The following is a 16,352-nucleotide window of genomic DNA, read 5'->3' as shown; positions in this document are numbered from 1 at the left end:
TATCGAGTCTGCACAGCTGCGTTACCGAACACCTCGCGCGCCCAACCGGGGTTCGCTACCGCAACACGCCGGGCGAAATCCGGTTCGGCGCGTCAGCTTCCGGGGCGGTCGTCCTCGCCGGGACCGAAGGCGCGGCGGGCCGACCGCGTCGACACGACACCCATCGCCACGACGGCCACCACGATGCCGACGAGTGCGATGACGAGCCCGACGACCGGCGTGGGCCGGACCGCCACCACGACGATCGCGGTGACGAGCAGCACGACGGTCGCCGTGCCGACGGACATCAGGGCGTGACGGCCGAAGGAGAAGTCTCCACTCGACCGGCCGCGCCGCGGCTCGGTCACAACGAGCTGACCCAATTCTGCAGCAGCTGCGCGCCGGCGTCGCCGGACTTCTCCGGATGGAACTGGGTGGCCGAGAGCGGACCGTTCTCGACGGCGGCGACGAACCGGCTGCCGTGTTCGGCCCAGGTCACCTTCGGCGGGGCGAGGCGCTCGGGGGCATCCAGTTCCCACGTGCGGGCGGCGTAGGTGTGGACGAAATAGAAACGGGTGTCGGCGTCCATGCCGGCGAAGAGCACCGAATCGGCGGGGGCCTCGACGGTGTTCCAGCCCATGTGCGGCAGCACCGCCGCGTCCAGACGCTCGACCCTGCCCGGCCACTCCCCGCAGCCCTCGGTCTCGATGCCGTGCTCGACGCCGCGTTCGAACAGGATCTGCATGCCGACGCAGATGCCGAGCACCGGGCGTCCGCCGGCGAGGCGGGTGCCGATGATCTTGTCTCCGCCGACGCTGCGCAGGCCCTTCATGCACGCGTCGAAGGCACCGACGCCGGGGACGACGAGCCCGTCGGCGGCGAGCGCGATCTTCGGGTCGGCGGTGACCTCCACGTGCACGCCGGTACGGGCGACTGCCCGCGTGGCGGAGTGGAGGTTACCCGAGCCGTAGTCGAGGACGGCGACCGTGGTTGCGCTCATGATGTCGATTCTATGTGGTGGGACGGGGACGTTCCGACGGCCCGGCCAGCCGGGCGAGCAGGGGCAGCGTCGGGACCAGCACTGCGGCCACGGTGAAGGCGACGGGATATCCCGCCGCCGCTGCCAGCGCGCCGAGCGCGAACGACCCCGCACCCGTGCCGGCGTCGAAACCGATGTTCCAGGCGGCGCTCGCGGAGCCGGTGTTGCCTGCGCCGGCACGGCGGAACGCGACGAGCAGTGCTTCGTTCTGGACGACACCGAATCCGAGACCGAAGGCGATCGCGGCGACGATCAGCAGGACCGCTCCCCCTCGGTCGTCGGCGACGAGGGCGAAGGGAATCATCGCCAGGCCCGCCAGGCCGAGACCGACGGGCAACAGCTTGCCGGCGCCGATCCGATCCGCGACGGAACCTGCCGCATACCGCCCGATCAGCGAAGACGCGCTGAGTACGGCCAAGGCCGCCGCGACGGGCAAGCCGGCGACCGCGATGCGCAACAGCGAGGTGAGACCACCGTAGGCGATCGCACCCGCACCCACGGCGACCAACGGGAACAGCAGCACGACCGGGGGCACGCGTCGCGCCGTCCGGGCCTGCTTCGCGGTCAGCCGTGGCAGACGGATCGCGGCGAGCAGACCTGCGGACGAGATGATCGCACCGAGCACGAAGACCGGCGTGGTGGAGAACCGCTCGGCGATCGCCAACCCGGCGGGCAGGCCGATCGTCTGCGACGCGGCAATGGCGATGCCGAGCATGCCGGTGGCACGGCCGAGCAACCTCGGCGGCGCCAGTTCGCCGACGAGCGCGGCCGACGCCACGGTGATCATCCCGAAGCCGATACCGCGGAGCCCGGAGATCCCGAGCACCGCTGCCGGGGCGATCGACACGAGGAACAGCAGCGACGGTGGCCCGAGGAACAGGCAGCCGGCTGCGAGTGTCGCGCGGTGACCGAACGCGCGCAGCAGTCGCGGCATCGCGAGTTGCGTGAGAACGGTGGTGAGCATGAACACCGCCGTCACCGATCCGGCGAGCGTGTCGCTGCCACCGGCCTCGGCGATCGCCCACGGCACGACCGGCAGCAGCAGCGAGAAGCCTCCGAAGGCCGCCGCGGACGTCGACCATGCCGGGATCAGACCACGAACGGTGAACAGCCCTTGTTGTTCCGCCACGTCAGAGCAACCGGAAGACGCCCGCGGCGGCTGCCAGCACGGTCAGAGCCAGCAGCACACCCGCGAACAACGTGTTGCGTGCCTTCCACATCGACCACGTTCCGCCGGCGGCGAATCCGGCCACGATGAAGCACAGATAGGTGAGGACGACATCCATGTGTCAGAGACTGCCCTTCGTCGACGGGATGCCGGTCACACGCGGGTCGGGTTCGACGGCCTCGCGCAGCGCGCGGGCGACCGCTTTGAACTCGGCTTCGGTGATGTGGTGCGGATCGCGGCCGTAGAGAACCCGCACGTGCAGTGCGATACGGGCGTGGAAGGCGAACGACTCGAACACGTGCCGGTTGATCACCGTCGAATAGGGCACGCCGGGATATCCCCCGATCACCGAGTGCACCATGTAGTCGGGTTCGCCGGTGAACACGCAGTAGGGACGGCCGGAGACGTCGACGGAGGCGTGCGCGAGGGTTTCGTCCATCGGGATGAAGCAGTCGCCGAAACGCCGGATGCCGCGCTTGTCGCCGAGGGCCCGGCCGAAGGCCTGCCCGAGCACGATCGCGGTGTCCTCGACGGTGTGGTGGGCCTCGATCTCGATGTCGCCCTGCGCCTGCACGGTGAGGTCGAACGAACCGTGCTGGCCGAGCGCGGTGAGCATGTGGTCGTAGAACGGGATCCCCGTGGAGATCTCGGTGCGACCGGTGCCGTCGAGGTCGATCTCGACGGTGATGCTCGATTCCTTGGTGGCGCGTTCGACGCGTGCGGTGCGGTCGCTCATCGGGTTTCCTCGATTTCCGTGGCCGCGAGCTTCTCGCTCACTCGCAGCAACTCGTCGTTCTCGTGGGCCAGGCCGATCGTGGTGCGCAGGTAGCCGGGGATCCCGACGTCACGGATGAGCACCCCGTCGTCCAGATACCGCTGCCACGTGGCAGCTGCATCGGCGAAGCGGCCGAACAGGATGAAGTTGGCGTCGGACGGGATCACGTCGTAGCCGAACCGGGCGAGTTCGGCGGCGACGCGGTCGCGCTCGGCGGCCAGTTCCGCGACCGACGCGAGGGTGTCGTCGGCGTGCCGCAGAGCCGCGCGCGCGGCGGCCTGGGTGACGACCGACAGGTGGTAGGGCAGGCGCACGAGCAGCAGAGCCTCGATCACCGCGGGGGCGGCGGCGAGATAGCCGAGGCGCCCGCCGGCGAAGGCGAACGCCTTGCTCATCGTCCGCGAGACGACGATCTTCGCCGGGTACTCGTCGATCAGGCTCAGAGCGCTCGGCTGCGAGGAGAACTCGACGTACGCCTCGTCGACGATCACGATGCCGGGTGCGGCGTCGAGGATCACCCGCAACTCGTCGAGCGGGATGCTGTGTCCCGTCGGATTGTTGGGGCTGGTGACGAAGACGACGTCGGGCCGTCGCTCACGGATGGCCGCCGCGGATGCGTCGACGTCGAGGGTGAAGTCGTCGCGCCGGTAGGTGGGCAGCCACTCGGTCTGCGTGCCGTCGGCGATGATCGGGTGCATCGAGTACGACGGCACGAAACCCATCGAGGTGCGCCCGGGACCACCGAACGCCTGCAGGAGCTGCTGCAGGACCTCGTTGGAACCGTTTGCGGCCCAGATGTTCTCGACTCCGATCGGGACCCCGGACGCCTGCCTGAGGTAGGCGGCGAGATCGGTGCGCAGCGCGACCGCGTCGCGGTCGGGATAGCGGTGCAGCTGCGTGGCCGCCTCGCGCACGGCCTCGGCGACATCGTCGACGAGCGCCTGCGTGGGGGGGTGCGGGTTCTCGTTGGTGTTGAGCTGGACCGGCACCGTCAGTTGCGGCGCACCGTAGGGCGACTTACCGCGCAGGTTCTCGCGCAGCGGCAGGTCGTCGAGGGTGATGCGGGCGCCGGGGATCCGGGTCACTTGAGCGCCTCGAATCGCAGACGGACGGCTTCACCGTGGGCGGGCAGGTCCTCGGCGTTCGCGAGAGTGATGACGTGACCGGAGACGTCCTTCAGGGCCGCCTCGGTGTACTCGACGACGTGGATGCCGCGCAGGAAGGTCTGCACGCTCAGGCCCGACGAGTGCCGGGCACAACCGGCGGTGGGCAGCACGTGGTTCGATCCGGCGCAGTAATCGCCGAGAGAGACCGGCGCCCACGGCCCGACGAAGATCGCGCCGGCCGAGCGCACGCGTGCGGCGACCGCGGAGGCGTTCTCGGTCTGGATCTCGAGGTGCTCGGCGGCGTACGCGTCGACGACCTTCAGGCCCTGCTCGATGTCGTCGACGAGGACGATGCCGGACTGGCTGCCGGACAGCGCGGTGGTCACACGCTCGCGGTGCTTGGTGAGTTCGAGCTGGGCGGCGAGCGCGGTGTCGACGGCGTCGGCCAGTTCGGTGCTGGTGGTGACGAGCACCGAGGCGGCCATGACGTCGTGTTCGGCCTGGCTGATGAGATCGGCGGCGACGTGCACGGGGTCGGCGGTGTCGTCGGCGAGGATCGCGATCTCGGTGGGGCCCGCCTCGGCGTCGATGCCGACCACGGCACGGCACAGCCGCTTGGCGGCGGTGACGTAGATGTTGCCGGGGCCGGTGATCATGTCGACCGGGGCGAGTTCGGCGCCGTCGGTGTCGGTGCCGCCGTAGGACAGCAGCGCCACGCCCTGGGCGCCGCCGACGGCCCACACCTCGTCGACACCGAGCAGTGCGGCCGCGGCGAGGATGGTCGGGTGCGGCAGTCCACCGAAGTTCTTCTGCGGTGGCGAGGCGATGACGAGCGATTCGACGCCCGCGGCCTGCGCCGGAACGACGTTCATCACGACCGACGACGGGTAGACCGCGTTGCCGCCGGGCACGTAGAGGCCCACACGTTCGACCGGCACCCAGCGTTCTGTGACGGTGCCGCCGGGGACGACCTCGGTGGTGACATCGGTGCGGCGCTGGGCCGCGTGCACGACGCGCGTGCGCTCGACGGCCTCCTCGAGGGCGGCGCGGATCGCGGGTTCGAGTTCGGCGAGGGCGCGTTCGAGTTCCGCGGCGGGAACGCGCACCGTGGCGGGGCGGACCCCGTCGAACTTCTCGCAGTAGTCGAGTGCGGCCTCGGCACCGCGAGCGCGGATGTCGTCGACGACGGGACGGACCTGATGGAGCACCGCGTCCACGTCCACTCCGCCACGGGGCAGCGCGCCCCTGAGCTCAGCAGTGGTGGGAGTACGACCGCGCAGGTCGGTGCGGGCAAGCATGAGGTGTCCTCTCTCGCAGAACAGGGATCACCCCCTACTATCCCGCATCGAGTGGTGCCGTTCGAAGTTGCACCCGGGTGAGGATGTCTCTCGACACGGATCACCGTGCTTATGCTGTCGGCATGGACGAGGACGAGTCACGCCCGAGCACCTTGGGCGAATTGATCCGCCGCCAGCGTGAGCTCGCAGAACTTCCCATGCGTCAGCTCGCGTCGATGGTGGGCATCTCGAATCCGTACCTGTCGCAGATCGAACGGAACCTGCGGGCGCCGAGCGAGCGTGTGCTGCAAGCGATCGCCGACCAGTTGCATCTGTCCGCCGACACCCTCGCGGCCCACGCGCAGGCCGACGACGGAGCGGAGTCCGCGGTCCTGCGGGCGATTCGCGAGGATCCCGACCTCACCAACGCCCAGCGGCGTTCGCTCGAGGAGATGTACGAGGCATTCCGGGAGGTGACCGTCGCGCGCCGGCGGCGTAGCGGAGGACCCGAATCCGATCAAGAGTGAGCATTTTCACATCGAGTAGCGCCGAGGCCTGTTCCTCACGCAGCAATCCAGGTCAGCCCGATTTCGCGGCATGTGCGACGAACATGCAGGTAGCACGTACCTGGGGGTAAGGTGCGCGCCCTCGCGGGCGGTGTCAATCTCGGCTCCGGACCATCCACCCAGTTCTGGAGTTGCTCGGTGCTCAACCATCTGCAGAAGAAGCTCACTTCCTCGCTCGACCCGATCGGCTGGGGCCCGGCCGTCGCTTCGGTCGCCGGTCGCGCCGTGAAGAATCCGCGGGCCGTGGCGGAGGCGACCACGGACTACGCCCACCGTCTGGCGAACATCCCGGCGGCGGCGACGCGCGTGTGGAGTGCCCGCGATCCTCAGGCCCCGGTCGCCCCGGATCCGAAGGATCGCCGGTTCTCCGACGCCGCGTGGAAGGAGAATCCTGCCTACTTCTCACTACTGCAGAGTTATCTCGCCACCCGCGAATACGTCGAGGATCTCGCCGACGCCGGCGCAGGTGACCCGGTCCAGGACGGCAAGGCACGCCAGTTCGCGAATCTGATGTTCGACGCGCTCGCGCCGTCGAACTTCCTCATCAACCCGGGTGTGCTCGTGCGCGCGCTCGACACCGGTGGAGCGAGCCTGTTCCGCGGCGCGAAGTACGCCGTCGAGGATGTCGTGCACCGGAAGGGCCTGCCGCTCAAGGTCGACCGGGAGGCGTTCACTCTCGGCGAGAACATGGCCGCGACCCCGGGCACGGTCGTCTTCCGCAACGACCTGATCGAGGTCATCCAGTACGCGCCCCAGACCGGCGAGGTGCACGAGATCCCGATCCTGGCCGCGCCGCCGTGGATCAACAAGTACTACATCCTCGATCTCGCGCCGCAGCGCAGCCTCATCGAGTGGGCAGTGCAGCACAACCGCACCGTGTTCGCGATCTCGTACCGTAACCCGGACGAGTCGATGCACGAGATCACGATGGACGACTACTACCGGCAGGGTGTTTCGGCGGCACTCGACGTCGTCGAGGAGATCACCGGGTCGTCACGAATCGAGGTGCTCTCGATCTGCCTCGGTGGCGCGATGGCGGCGATGACGGCGGCCCGGATGGGCAAGCTCGGCGACGAGCGGATCAGCGCGTTCACCATGCTCAACACGCTCCTCGACTACAGCGAGGTCGGCGAGCTGGCACTGCTCACCGACCCGGCGACGCTCGACCGCGTCGAGTTCCGGATGAGCAGGCAGGGCTTCCTCTCGGGTAACGAGATGGCCGGCAGTTTCGACATGATCCGCGCGCGGGATCTGATCTTCAACTACTGGGTATCGCGATGGATGAAGGGCGAGAAGCCCGCCGCCTTCGACATCCTGGCGTGGAACGAGGACAGCACCCGTATGCCGGCGAAGATGCACTCGCACTACCTGCGGTCGCTGTACGGACGCAACGAGCTCGCGCGCGGTGTGTACGAGCTCGACGGCGAGGTCCTCGACCTCTCGGACATCACGTGCGATACCTACGTGGTCGGCGCGATCAACGATCACATCGTGCCGTGGACCTCGTCGTACAAGGCCACGGGGTTGCTCGGTGGCTCGGTCCGGTACGTGCTGACCAGCGGCGGCCACGTGGCCGGCGCGGTCAATCCCCCGAGTCCGAAGGCGTGGTTCGACGCCGTCGGCACCCCCGACGCAGACGAGCTGCCGAAGCTGCCCGAGGATCCGAAGGCCTGGGCCGAGAAGACCACCCGCACCACCGGTTCGTGGTGGGAGGACTGGACGGCATGGTCGGCGAAGCGTGCCGGTGACCTCGTCGCGCCGCCGGCGATGGGCAGCGCGCAGCATCCGCCCCTGTGCGATGCGCCGGGAACCTATGTCTTCGAGTGATATTGCGAGTTAGCTATCGTCTTGCTAACCTGCTAACAGCGCCGATCCGAGCGCACCCCCACAGGGGAAGTTCCGCTCCCGTCACGAGCGCCCACGGAAGGTACACATCATGACCGCACCGACCAAGACCACCGCCGCGAACGCCGGCACCAAGGCCACCGATGCCGCGGCCAAGGCCACCACCGAGGCCACCGCAACGGCCCAGCAGTCGGCCGAGAAGCTGACCTCGACGGCCGCCGCGGTCGCCGACAAGGCCGCCACCGAGTTCACCAGGACCGTCGACGAGGCCACCGAGCGCTTCCAGGAGTTCAACGCGAAGTTCATCGACGCTGCGAAGCAGAGCGGGAACCTCGGCGTCGACACCTACGAGAAGGCCGTCTCGAGCATCCTGGATCTGCAGGAGAAGGTCGCCGAGGCCACCCCCGTCGAGTGGGTCGCCGAGCTCACCAAGGCTCAGGTCTCCTTCGCTCGCGAGCTCACCACCACCGTCACGAGCACCGCTCGCGACCTCCTCAAGTAATCGACGACTCCCTCGATGCAGTTGTCGAACCCGAACACCGCATCAGCGGGCGTTCTCCGGTGCAGTGCATGCAGTCACTGACACCCGCAAGGATCGCCGCGGCCCCGATTCGTCTCGGGACCGCGGCGATCGCCGGTTGGAGCGCCTATCTCGCCGGCCTCGTACGACGCGGCGCCACACCGTGCACGTTGGTCTCCGACGCGAACCGGTACAGCCGGGCACTGACCTCGGCCACGCCGCCGCGCTGGACCACGAACTGGCCGGTGGTGCGCCGATGGCCCCTCGGCGGTCTTCGCGACTGTGGCACACCCGACGCAGTCCGTGACGAGATTCCCACCCTGCTGCTGCCGCCGCAGGCCGGCACCCATTCGTGCATCGTCGACCATTCCGCCGACCGCAGCCAGGTCGAAGCCCTCAGAGCCGGCGGTCTCACCCGTCTGCACTGCCTCGATTGGGCGCCGGCGACCACCGCCACGGACGATTGCTCGATCGACGAGCATCTGGCCGTCGTGGCCGACGCCGTCGCTCATCTCGGCGGCCGGGTGAACCTGATCGGCGACAGCCAGGGCGGGTGGCTCGGCACCGTCTACGCGGCGCTGCACCCCGGGACCGTGCACTCGTTGACCGTGGCGGGGGCACCGATCGACTTCCACGTCGACCAGCCCGCGCTGTCGGTGCTGGCCCATGCGCCCCGCACGGCGGCGGCCTCGACGATCGACTTCTGGTACGGGGCGGCGCGGGCCGTGGGGATGCCGACCACGGACCCGATCGGCGAGATCGAGCGTGCGATGACGCTGCTCGGCCTGCTCGACGACCCCGACGAGGTCGCGCGTTGGGAAGCCGAACGACACTGGTTCGCCTGGAAACAGGAGATCCCCTCGGCGTTCCGCGCATGGATCATGCGCCACCTGTTCGTGGGCAACGAACTCGTCGTCGGCACACTGAGGGCCGAGGGACGCGTCGTCGATCTCGCGGCCGTCGACTGCCCGGTCCATCTGATCGCCGGCTCCGCCGACCCGATCGCGACTCCCCGGCAGGTCACCGCGCTCGCGGAGTACGTGTCGACCCCGCCGCAGAGGATCACCGCCACCGTCGCCGATGCCGGTCACATCGGGCTGTTCATCGGCCGCCGCACCCTCACCGAAGTGTGGACGCCGCACGCCCGCCGCGTGGCGGCGACGTCCTGACTCATCCCGGGCCGTTCGGCGATGCGGCGCGACGATTCTCGAAACGACGCGGTCAGTCGTTCCCGGCGTCGCCCTCCCCGCTCCCCTCGTCGTCGACCTCCACCCGGACTCCGAGAGCGGATTCCAGGGCCCCGAGTTCGTCGTCGAGGTGATCGAGCAGCCGGGCGAGGTCCGGCACCGTGCGGCCGCACGCCGTCAGCCCGAAGGCGATCTCGTCGTCGGTACTCGTGCACGTGATGTTCAGCGCCTGTCCGTCGACGGGCACCGACAGCGGATACAACGCGTCGACGCGGGCGCCGTTCCAGTACAGCGGCGAATCGGGTCCCGGCACGTTCGAGACGATCACGTTGAACGGCGGACGTGGGAGCGCCCGGTTGCCGGTGAGCACCCCCACCGCAAGGGGTGCCACGCCCACCGCGCTCGTCGCGAGACGACCGAGCTTCGACATCGAATTCATCGCATGCTTGCCCTCGATCATCGAACCCCGCACGCGCGCAAGCCGTTCCACCGGGTCGGCGCACTGCGTGCCGAGCGTGCACATGAGAATGCCGATCTCGTTGCCCGACGAGTTCGTGCTCTGGCGCAACGACACCGGAACCATGGCGACCAGCGAATCGTCCGGCAGCGCATCGTGTTCGGTGAGGAACGCCCGTAGAGCCCCACCCGACAGTTCGAGGACGACGTCGTTGAGTGTCGCGTCGGCCGCCTTGGCCACCATGCGCAGGCGTTCGATCGGCCACGACCGGGCCGCGAACCTGCGCGATCCGGAGATCTGACGGTTGAGGATGGTGTTCGGAGCGCCCAGCGACAACGAACCCCCGCGATTGTGCAGTGCCCGGTCGACGGTGCCGACGAGCGCCGGGACCAGAGCCATCGCCTCGGACACCACGTTCACCGCGTCGTTCACCACGCCGGTCGCCGCACGGACGACCGCACCGGGGAACCCGATCGCGGTACCCATCGCCGAGCGGCTCGGCGACCGGGCGTCGTCGACCGCCCACGGCGCCGGCATGTCGGTGCGTTCCGGGTCGGTGCTGAGCGCGCGGCGCATCAGACGCATGGCCCCCACCCCGTCGGCGAGCGCGTGGTGGATCTTCACGTACAGGGCGTAGCGACCGTCTGCCAGCCCTTCGATCAGATGCATCTCCCACAATGGGCGCGTGCGGTCGAGCAGCGAGGCGTGCAGGCGGGAGACGAGTTCCCACAGATCGTCCATTGTGCCCGGGGACGGCAGCGCGTTGAACCGGACGTGGTAGTCGATCGAGAAACGCGGATCGTCCTCCCAGGCCCATTGCCCGAGGGTGAACAGCGAGCGGGTGGGCCGCTTGCACCACAGCGGCCCGGCGGGTTCCTCACAGGCGAGCGCCTCGGCGAACATCGATCGCAGGTCGCTCGCGTCCTTGCCTTCCGGCGGCTGGAACAGCAGGAGACCGCCGACATGCATCGGGTGATCGCGCGACTCGCCGAGCAGGAACATCGAGTCGGTCGGTGCCATCGGTAACCGCATCGCGTTTCTGTCTTCCTCCCCCACACGGCACCGGCCACCACCGGAGCCCGCCCCCACGTGACCGGTCCCGGCACGTCGATGTGTGTCAGTTCTACCTCAGAAGACGCGAGCAAGGGGACCGTCTCACCGACGAATATTCCGGTGCCGCGTCCGAGTCGCCCGTCCGGCGACACGCGATCTACGCACTACATGTCCAGCCCGAAGTCGAGCACGGTCACCGAATGGGTGAGCGCGCCCACCGCGAGGTAGTCGACGCCGGTGCGGGCATAGTCCGCGGCGACGTCGAGGGACAGGCCGCCGGAGGATTCGAGCCGCGTCTTCGGCGCGTGGGTGTTGCGCCGCTGCACCGCGATCTGCGTCTGCCACAGGGGGAAGTTGTCGAGCAGGATCAACTCGACGTTCTCGGCGAGTACCTCGTCGAACTGCTCGAGGGTGTCGACCTCCACTTCGCACGCGATGTCGGGAGCATGGTCCCGGACGGCGCGCAGCGCGGCGACCACCGAGCCCGCCGCAGCGACGTGGTTGTCCTTGATCAGTGCCTCGTCGCCGAGTCCCATGCGATGGTTGACACCGCCCCCCATCCGTACCGCGTACTTCTGCAGCGCGCGCATTCCCGGCAGGGTCTTGCGGCTGTCGCGGATCTTCGCTTCGGTGCCCGTCACCGCATCGACCCAGTGCGAGGTGGCCGTGGCGATGCCCGACAGGTGACACAGGAGGTTGAGCATCGTGCGCTCGGCGGTGAGCAGACCACGGGTCGGCGCCTCGACGGTCAGGACCGAATCCCCGGGCAACACCCGCTCACCGTCGGACCTGCGGTCGAGCACGCGGTAGTGATCGGCGCCGATGACCTCGTCGAGGACGAGCAGCCCGACGTCGAGACCGGCGAGGGTGCCGGCCTGCCGCGCGACCACCGAGGCGGTGGCGACGGCGTCGGCGGGCACGGTGGCGTCGGTGGTGACGTCCGGCCCGTAGCGCAGGTCCTCGTCGAGTGCCTTCCGGACCAGCTCGCGGGTTTCGGCGAGGTCGAGTCCGTCGGGCAGCACGGTGGTCATCTCAGTTGACTCCTGTCAGTTCCGGTGTGGTGAAGGACAACTCGCCGTTTCCATCGAGGCGTAGTTCGAGGCTGCGGGCCTGCGCGGGGTCGGTGTCCCGGTGGTCGCTGCGGGTGTGACATCCCCGCGACTCGGTGCGGCGCCGAGCCGCGAGCAGCAGTGCCCGCGCGGTGACGGTGAGCGCCGCGTCCTCGAGCCGATCCGCGTCGGCGCACGGTCCGGTCGTGCTCGCGCCGTCGAGTTCGACTGCGGCAGTGGCCAGCCCGTCGGCGTCGCGCACGACGAGCGCGTGCCGCGTCATGAGGTGTTGCAGACGCGCGCGGTCGCACACGACCGAGACGACACCGGGAATGCCGGTGGACTCGGAGCGCAGCCCGGCCCGCTCGAGAGCCGCAGCCGCTCCCGCCCTCTCTCCGAGCACGAGTCCTTCGAGAAGGCTGTTGGAGGCGAGCCGGTTCGCGCCGTGCAGGCCGGTGCGCGCCACTTCGCCCGCCGCGTACAAGCCGGGAATGCGGGTGCGGCCGTGCACGTCGGTGACGACACCCCCGCACGAGTAGTGCGCGGCGGGAGCGACGGGCAGCAGATCCCGGGCGGGATCGAGGCCTGCGTCGGCGCACATCGCCGTGATGGTCGGGAATCGGGTAGCGAACCCGCCGAGGTGACGAGCGTCGAGGTAGACGTGATCCTCACCGAGCGCGGTGAGACGCTCGGCGATGGCCCGCGAGACGACGTCGCGAGGCGCGAGGTCGCCGAGCGGGTGCACGCCCTCGGTGATCGAGCGACCGCGGGAGTCGACGAGGCGTGCACCCTCGCCGCGCACCGCTTCGCTGATGAGCGGCCGCCGTCCGGTGCCGCCTTCGGCGAACAGCACGGTCGGGTGGAACTGGACGAACTCGAGGTCGGCGACCCCGGCACCGGCGGTCAGGGCCAGCGCGACACCGTCGGCGGTGGCACCGGGCGGATTCGTACTGCACGCGTACAGTTGCCCGAGGCCCCCGGTCGCGAGGAGCACGGCCGGCGCGTGGACGATGCCGAAGCCGCGGCCGTCGAGGACCAGAAGTCCGGTGACACCACGGTCGTCGGTGAGCACGCGGGCAGCGGCGGCACCGAACAGGACGGGCAGGCCCGCCGCGCCGAGAGCGCGTTGTGCCGCCACGCCGAGGGCGCGCTGCACCTCGGCGCCGGTCGCGTCGCCACCGGCGTGGATGATGCGGCGGGTGCTGTGCCCTCCCTCGCGGGTGCGGGCGATGTCGCCGTCACCCCCGGTGTCGAAGACCGCACCGAGATCGCGCAGTGCGGTGACCGCATCGGGACCGGCGGTGACGATCGAGCGCACCGCGTCCTCCTCGCACAGCCCCCCGCCCGCGGCGAGGGTGTCGGCCACGTGGGCGTCGACGCTGTCGCCCACCGGCGCCACCACGGCGATACCGCCCTGGGCGTACTGGGTGGCCGTGTCGGTGGGGCCACCCTTGCTCACCGTGAGCACACGCGCGCCACGTCGGGAGGCGGCGCGCGCGGCCGTGAGGCCGGCGACACCACCCCCGACGACCACCAGGTCGGCGTGGTCCTCCCACGCGACCGTGATGGAGGTGGTCACTCGCCGCTGCCCGGGTTGCCGATGGCGATCATGCGCTGCACCGACAGGCGGGCCCGCTCGGCGACGTCGGCCTCGACGTGGACCTCGTCGCGTCCCTCCTGCAGGCAGCGCAGCAGCGCGGCGGGAGTGATCATCTTCATGTAGGGGCACGACGCGCGGTCGTTGACGGCCTGGAAGTCGATGCCGGGCGCGGCCTTGCGGAGCTGATGCAACATGCCGACCTCGGTGGCGACGAGGACCTGCTTCGCCCCAGTCTCACGGGCGGCGTCGATCATGCCGCCGGTGGACAGGATCTTGACCTTGTCGTCGGGCACGAAGCCCTCCCCGGCGAGGTAGAGCGCCGATGTCGCGCAGCCGCATTCGGGGTGGACGAACAGGTCGGCGTCGGGGTGCGCCTTGGCCTGGGCGGCGAGTTCGTCGCCGTTGATGCCGGCGTGCACGTGGCACTCTCCGGCCCAGATGTGCATGTTCTCGCGACCGGTGACGCGCTTGACGTGGGCGCCGAGGAACTGGTCGGGCAGGAACAACACCTCGCGGTCGGGGTCGATGGACGCCACGACGTCGACGGCGTTCGACGAGGTGCAGCAGATGTCGGTCAGGCCTTTGACCTCGGCGGTGGTGTTGACGTACGAGACCACCACGGCGTCGGGGTGGTCGGCCTTCCACTCGCGCAGCTGGTCGGCGGTGATCGAGTCGGCGAGCGAGCAGCCGGCTCGCTCGTCCGGGATGAGCACCGTCTTGTTCGGGCTGAGGATCTTCGCGGTCTCGGCCATGAAGTGCACGCCGCAGAAGACGATGGTGTCCTCCTCGGCCTCGGCGGCGATACGCGAGAGCGCGAGCGAGTCGCCGACGTGATCGGCGACGTCCTGGATCGCGGGAAGCTGGTAGTTGTGCGCGAGCAGCGTGGCGTTGCGCTCACGGGCCAACCGACGGACCTCCTCGGCCCACTCCGGCGTCGCCTCGACGCCCGTGTAACCGCCGGGGCCGTCGACGATGGTGGAGGCTCCCGCCCACTCGGTCGTGGTCATGGCCTTGCTCCTTCGAGGGTGTCATCCCGGCGGGTTGTACCGGAATTTCCGTGTTCGAGGTTTTCGACTTAGGATCGAAAACATGACACATGGTAACACCCGTCACGAAGTGCTCATCGCCGTGTTCCAGGTTCGGCACTTCCCGGACGCCTCGGGAGCCTTCCGCGGCGAGCCCGAACTCGGGGTGTTGCTGTGGCAGCGGGCGCTCGATCCACAGGCCGGCACATGGTCGCTCCCCGGCGGACGACTACGCAGCGACGAGGACCTCACGACGTCGGCCCGGCGCCAGCTGGCGGAGAAGGTCGACGTCCGCAAGGTCGCGCATCTCGAGCAGTTGTCGGTCTTCTCCGACCCGACGCGCGTGCCGGGTCCGCGCACCATCGCGTCGACCTATCTCGGTCTGATCCCCCTGACCTCGGATCCTCAACTGCCGTCCGACACCGCCTGGCATCCGGTGTCGGATCTTCCCGACATGTCCTTCGACCACGGAGTGATGGTGACGAACGCCCATGCGCGCCTGGCCGCGAAGCTGTCGTACACGAACATCGCGTTCGGCCTCGCGCCGGCGGAGTTCTCCATGTCGACTCTGCGCGACATCTATTGCGCGGCACTGGGATACGAAGTGGATGCCACCAATCTTCAGCGGGTGCTGGCGCGGCGGAACGTGCTCACCCGCACCGGCAACACCGCACCCTCCGGAAAAGCGGGAGGCCGGCCCCCGGCGCTCTACCGCTTCACCGACTCCCGGCTGCGCGTGACGGACGAATTCGCCGCCCTGCGTCCACCGGTGTGAACCTCCCCGAGGAGGTCAGAAAGGCCGGCCCAGGATGACCTCGAGCAACTGCAGCGGCATCGTCAGGAAGGCCGAGCCGACGAACAACGCCGAGCGCAGCGGATCGCCCGCCAGATAACCTTCGCGGATCCATTCCAGAACGTCGACCGAACCCATGGTGCCCCTCCCCTGATCGTCATGTGATTCCGACGTGTGTATCGGACAGGAGGAATCGTGCGTTACATGCTCGCGGACGGGATGCCCTCGGACGGACGCGTCAGGCCGGAGAGGACGGTCTCGACCAGAGTGCGGACGTAGTCGTTCGACGGGGGTTCGCCGGTGGCCGACCATTTCTGGGCGACAGGGGCGAACAGCATGTCCACGGCGACATCGAGATCGAGGTCGTCCGGCAGTTGCCCCGCACTCTGCGCGGCCCGGAGCCTGGCCTTCTTCATCTCCCGCATCGGCGTGTCGAGGCGGCGTTCGTATTCCGCTGCGAGTTCGGGGTCTTCGAGCACCGCGACGGTCAATGCGCGCAGCGGGACGGCGAACTTGGGGTCCTGCAGCTCCGCCACGGTGGCCTGCAGCACCGCGATGAGGTCCGCGCGGAGGTCGCCGGTGTCGGGCAGCGCCGCCTCGTCCCCGGCATCGCCCTGCGTGTGCGCCAGATACGCATCGAGGAGCACGGCTCCTTTCGACGGCCACCAGCGATAGATCGTCTGCTTCCCCACGCCGGCCCGGGCGGCGATCGCCTCGATACCGAGTTTCGAGTAGCCGACCTCGGCGACCAAGTCGAAAGCGGCATCGAGGATCGCTTTCCGCGAGGCGGGGTTCCGCCGGGAGTTTCCGGGTTCGGGGCGCGCGGGCATGGGTCGACGATATCGCATCGAGACGAGACGTTGCGTCTTGACAGGCATTCCTCGAAGGGTCATTCTCAAGTGAACGAGACGGA

At 69.2% G+C, this 16,352-nt stretch carries 18 protein-coding genes; 5 read left to right on the top strand and 13 right to left on the bottom strand.

Translation table 11 applies throughout. The features are described 5' to 3' along the window. Positions 1-92: 92 nt before the first annotated feature. Genes A8G18_RS04960 through hisD form a run of 7 tightly spaced genes read right to left on the bottom strand, consistent with a single transcriptional unit; the run spans position 93 to position 5,365 of the window. The gene (locus A8G18_RS04960; RefSeq protein ID WP_064062964.1) at positions 93-347 is read right to left on the bottom strand and encodes a hypothetical protein; all 255 of its coding nucleotides are present in this window, start codon (positions 345-347) and stop codon (positions 93-95) included. Continuing rightward, complete coding sequence (hisH, locus tag A8G18_RS04955; RefSeq protein WP_064062963.1) at positions 344-979, bottom strand: imidazole glycerol phosphate synthase subunit HisH; 636 nt, start codon at positions 977-979, stop codon at positions 344-346. Before hisH ends, A8G18_RS04960 begins: the two co-directional genes overlap by 4 nt. A gap of 10 nt (positions 980-989) precedes the next feature. After that, complete coding sequence (locus A8G18_RS04950; RefSeq protein ID WP_064062962.1) at positions 990-2,147, bottom strand: MFS transporter; 1,158 nt, start codon at positions 2,145-2,147, stop codon at positions 990-992. 1 nt (position 2,148) lies between these two features. Next, positions 2,149-2,304, bottom strand: a complete 156-nt coding sequence (locus A8G18_RS22990; protein WP_016696019.1) for a hypothetical protein — start codon at positions 2,302-2,304, stop codon at positions 2,149-2,151. 3 nt (positions 2,305-2,307) lie between these two features. Beyond that, positions 2,308-2,922, bottom strand: a complete 615-nt coding sequence (hisB, locus tag A8G18_RS04945; protein WP_064062961.1) for an imidazoleglycerol-phosphate dehydratase HisB — start codon at positions 2,920-2,922, stop codon at positions 2,308-2,310. After that, positions 2,919-4,046: a histidinol-phosphate transaminase gene (locus A8G18_RS04940; RefSeq protein ID WP_064062960.1), complete on the bottom strand. Its 1,128-nt coding sequence runs from the start codon at positions 4,044-4,046 to the stop codon at positions 2,919-2,921. Before A8G18_RS04940 ends, hisB begins: the two co-directional genes overlap by 4 nt. After that, complete coding sequence (gene hisD, locus A8G18_RS04935) at positions 4,043-5,365, bottom strand: histidinol dehydrogenase (RefSeq protein WP_064062959.1); 1,323 nt, start codon at positions 5,363-5,365, stop codon at positions 4,043-4,045. Before hisD ends, A8G18_RS04940 begins: the two co-directional genes overlap by 4 nt. A 122-nt stretch (positions 5,366-5,487) precedes the next feature. Between hisD and A8G18_RS04930 the strand changes: the two genes are divergently transcribed. From A8G18_RS04930 to A8G18_RS04915, 4 genes are all read left to right on the top strand, one after another. After that, on the top strand, positions 5,488-5,871 hold the full coding sequence (locus A8G18_RS04930) for a helix-turn-helix domain-containing protein (RefSeq protein WP_064063032.1): 384 nt from the start codon (positions 5,488-5,490) through the stop codon (positions 5,869-5,871). A 111-nt stretch (positions 5,872-5,982) separates the two neighbouring features. After that, the gene (locus tag A8G18_RS04925) at positions 5,983-7,737 is read left to right on the top strand and encodes a PHA/PHB synthase family protein (protein WP_245207777.1); all 1,755 of its coding nucleotides are present in this window, start codon (positions 5,983-5,985) and stop codon (positions 7,735-7,737) included. Positions 7,738-7,846: 109 nt separating this feature from the next. Further along, positions 7,847-8,257, top strand: coding sequence for a hypothetical protein (locus A8G18_RS04920; RefSeq protein WP_115311468.1), 411 nt, complete (start codon positions 7,847-7,849; stop codon positions 8,255-8,257). Positions 8,258-8,325: 68 nt separating this feature from the next. Next, positions 8,326-9,444, top strand: coding sequence for an alpha/beta fold hydrolase (locus A8G18_RS04915; RefSeq protein WP_064063030.1), 1,119 nt, complete (start codon positions 8,326-8,328; stop codon positions 9,442-9,444). Positions 9,445-9,496: 52 nt separating this feature from the next. On the opposite strand, the gene A8G18_RS04910 is transcribed toward A8G18_RS04915, so the two are convergent. The 4 genes from A8G18_RS04910 to nadA all read right to left on the bottom strand — a co-directional run bounded on the left by A8G18_RS04910 (position 9,497) and on the right by nadA (position 14,628). Next, positions 9,497-10,939 carry a WS/DGAT/MGAT family O-acyltransferase gene (locus tag A8G18_RS04910; protein WP_064062957.1) on the bottom strand — a complete coding sequence of 481 codons (1,443 nt, stop codon included), beginning with the start codon at positions 10,937-10,939 and terminating at the stop codon, positions 9,497-9,499. Between the two features lie 197 nt (positions 10,940-11,136). Next, positions 11,137-12,003, bottom strand: coding sequence for a carboxylating nicotinate-nucleotide diphosphorylase (gene nadC, locus A8G18_RS04905; RefSeq protein WP_064062956.1), 867 nt, complete (start codon positions 12,001-12,003; stop codon positions 11,137-11,139). A gap of 1 nt (position 12,004) precedes the next feature. Further along, the gene (locus tag A8G18_RS04900; RefSeq protein ID WP_064062955.1) at positions 12,005-13,600 is read right to left on the bottom strand and encodes an L-aspartate oxidase; all 1,596 of its coding nucleotides are present in this window, start codon (positions 13,598-13,600) and stop codon (positions 12,005-12,007) included. After that, positions 13,597-14,628, bottom strand: coding sequence for a quinolinate synthase NadA (gene nadA / locus A8G18_RS04895; protein WP_064062954.1), 1,032 nt, complete (start codon positions 14,626-14,628; stop codon positions 13,597-13,599). Before nadA ends, A8G18_RS04900 begins: the two co-directional genes overlap by 4 nt. A gap of 82 nt (positions 14,629-14,710) precedes the next feature. Here nadA and A8G18_RS04890 point away from each other — a divergent pair, with 82 nt between their 5' ends. Continuing rightward, entirely contained in the window at positions 14,711-15,421 is a 711-nt protein-coding gene (locus A8G18_RS04890; RefSeq protein ID WP_064062953.1) for an NUDIX hydrolase, read from the top strand. A 15-nt stretch (positions 15,422-15,436) separates the two neighbouring features. Here the strand turns inward: A8G18_RS04890 and A8G18_RS22985 are convergent, their stop codons facing one another. Beyond that, complete coding sequence (locus A8G18_RS22985; RefSeq protein ID WP_016934221.1) at positions 15,437-15,577, bottom strand: hypothetical protein; 141 nt, start codon at positions 15,575-15,577, stop codon at positions 15,437-15,439. A 62-nt stretch (positions 15,578-15,639) separates the two neighbouring features. Continuing rightward, positions 15,640-16,269: a TetR/AcrR family transcriptional regulator gene (locus tag A8G18_RS04885; protein ID WP_064062952.1), complete on the bottom strand. Its 630-nt coding sequence runs from the start codon at positions 16,267-16,269 to the stop codon at positions 15,640-15,642. Positions 16,270-16,352: the final 83 nt, after the last annotated feature.

The sequence above is a fragment of the Rhodococcus gordoniae genome, assembly GCF_001646655.1.
Classification (GTDB): domain Bacteria; phylum Actinomycetota; class Actinomycetes; order Mycobacteriales; family Mycobacteriaceae; genus Rhodococcus; species Rhodococcus gordoniae.
Note: the sequence above shows the minus strand (reverse complement) of the source record. Positions and strands in the feature narration are given on the sequence as shown.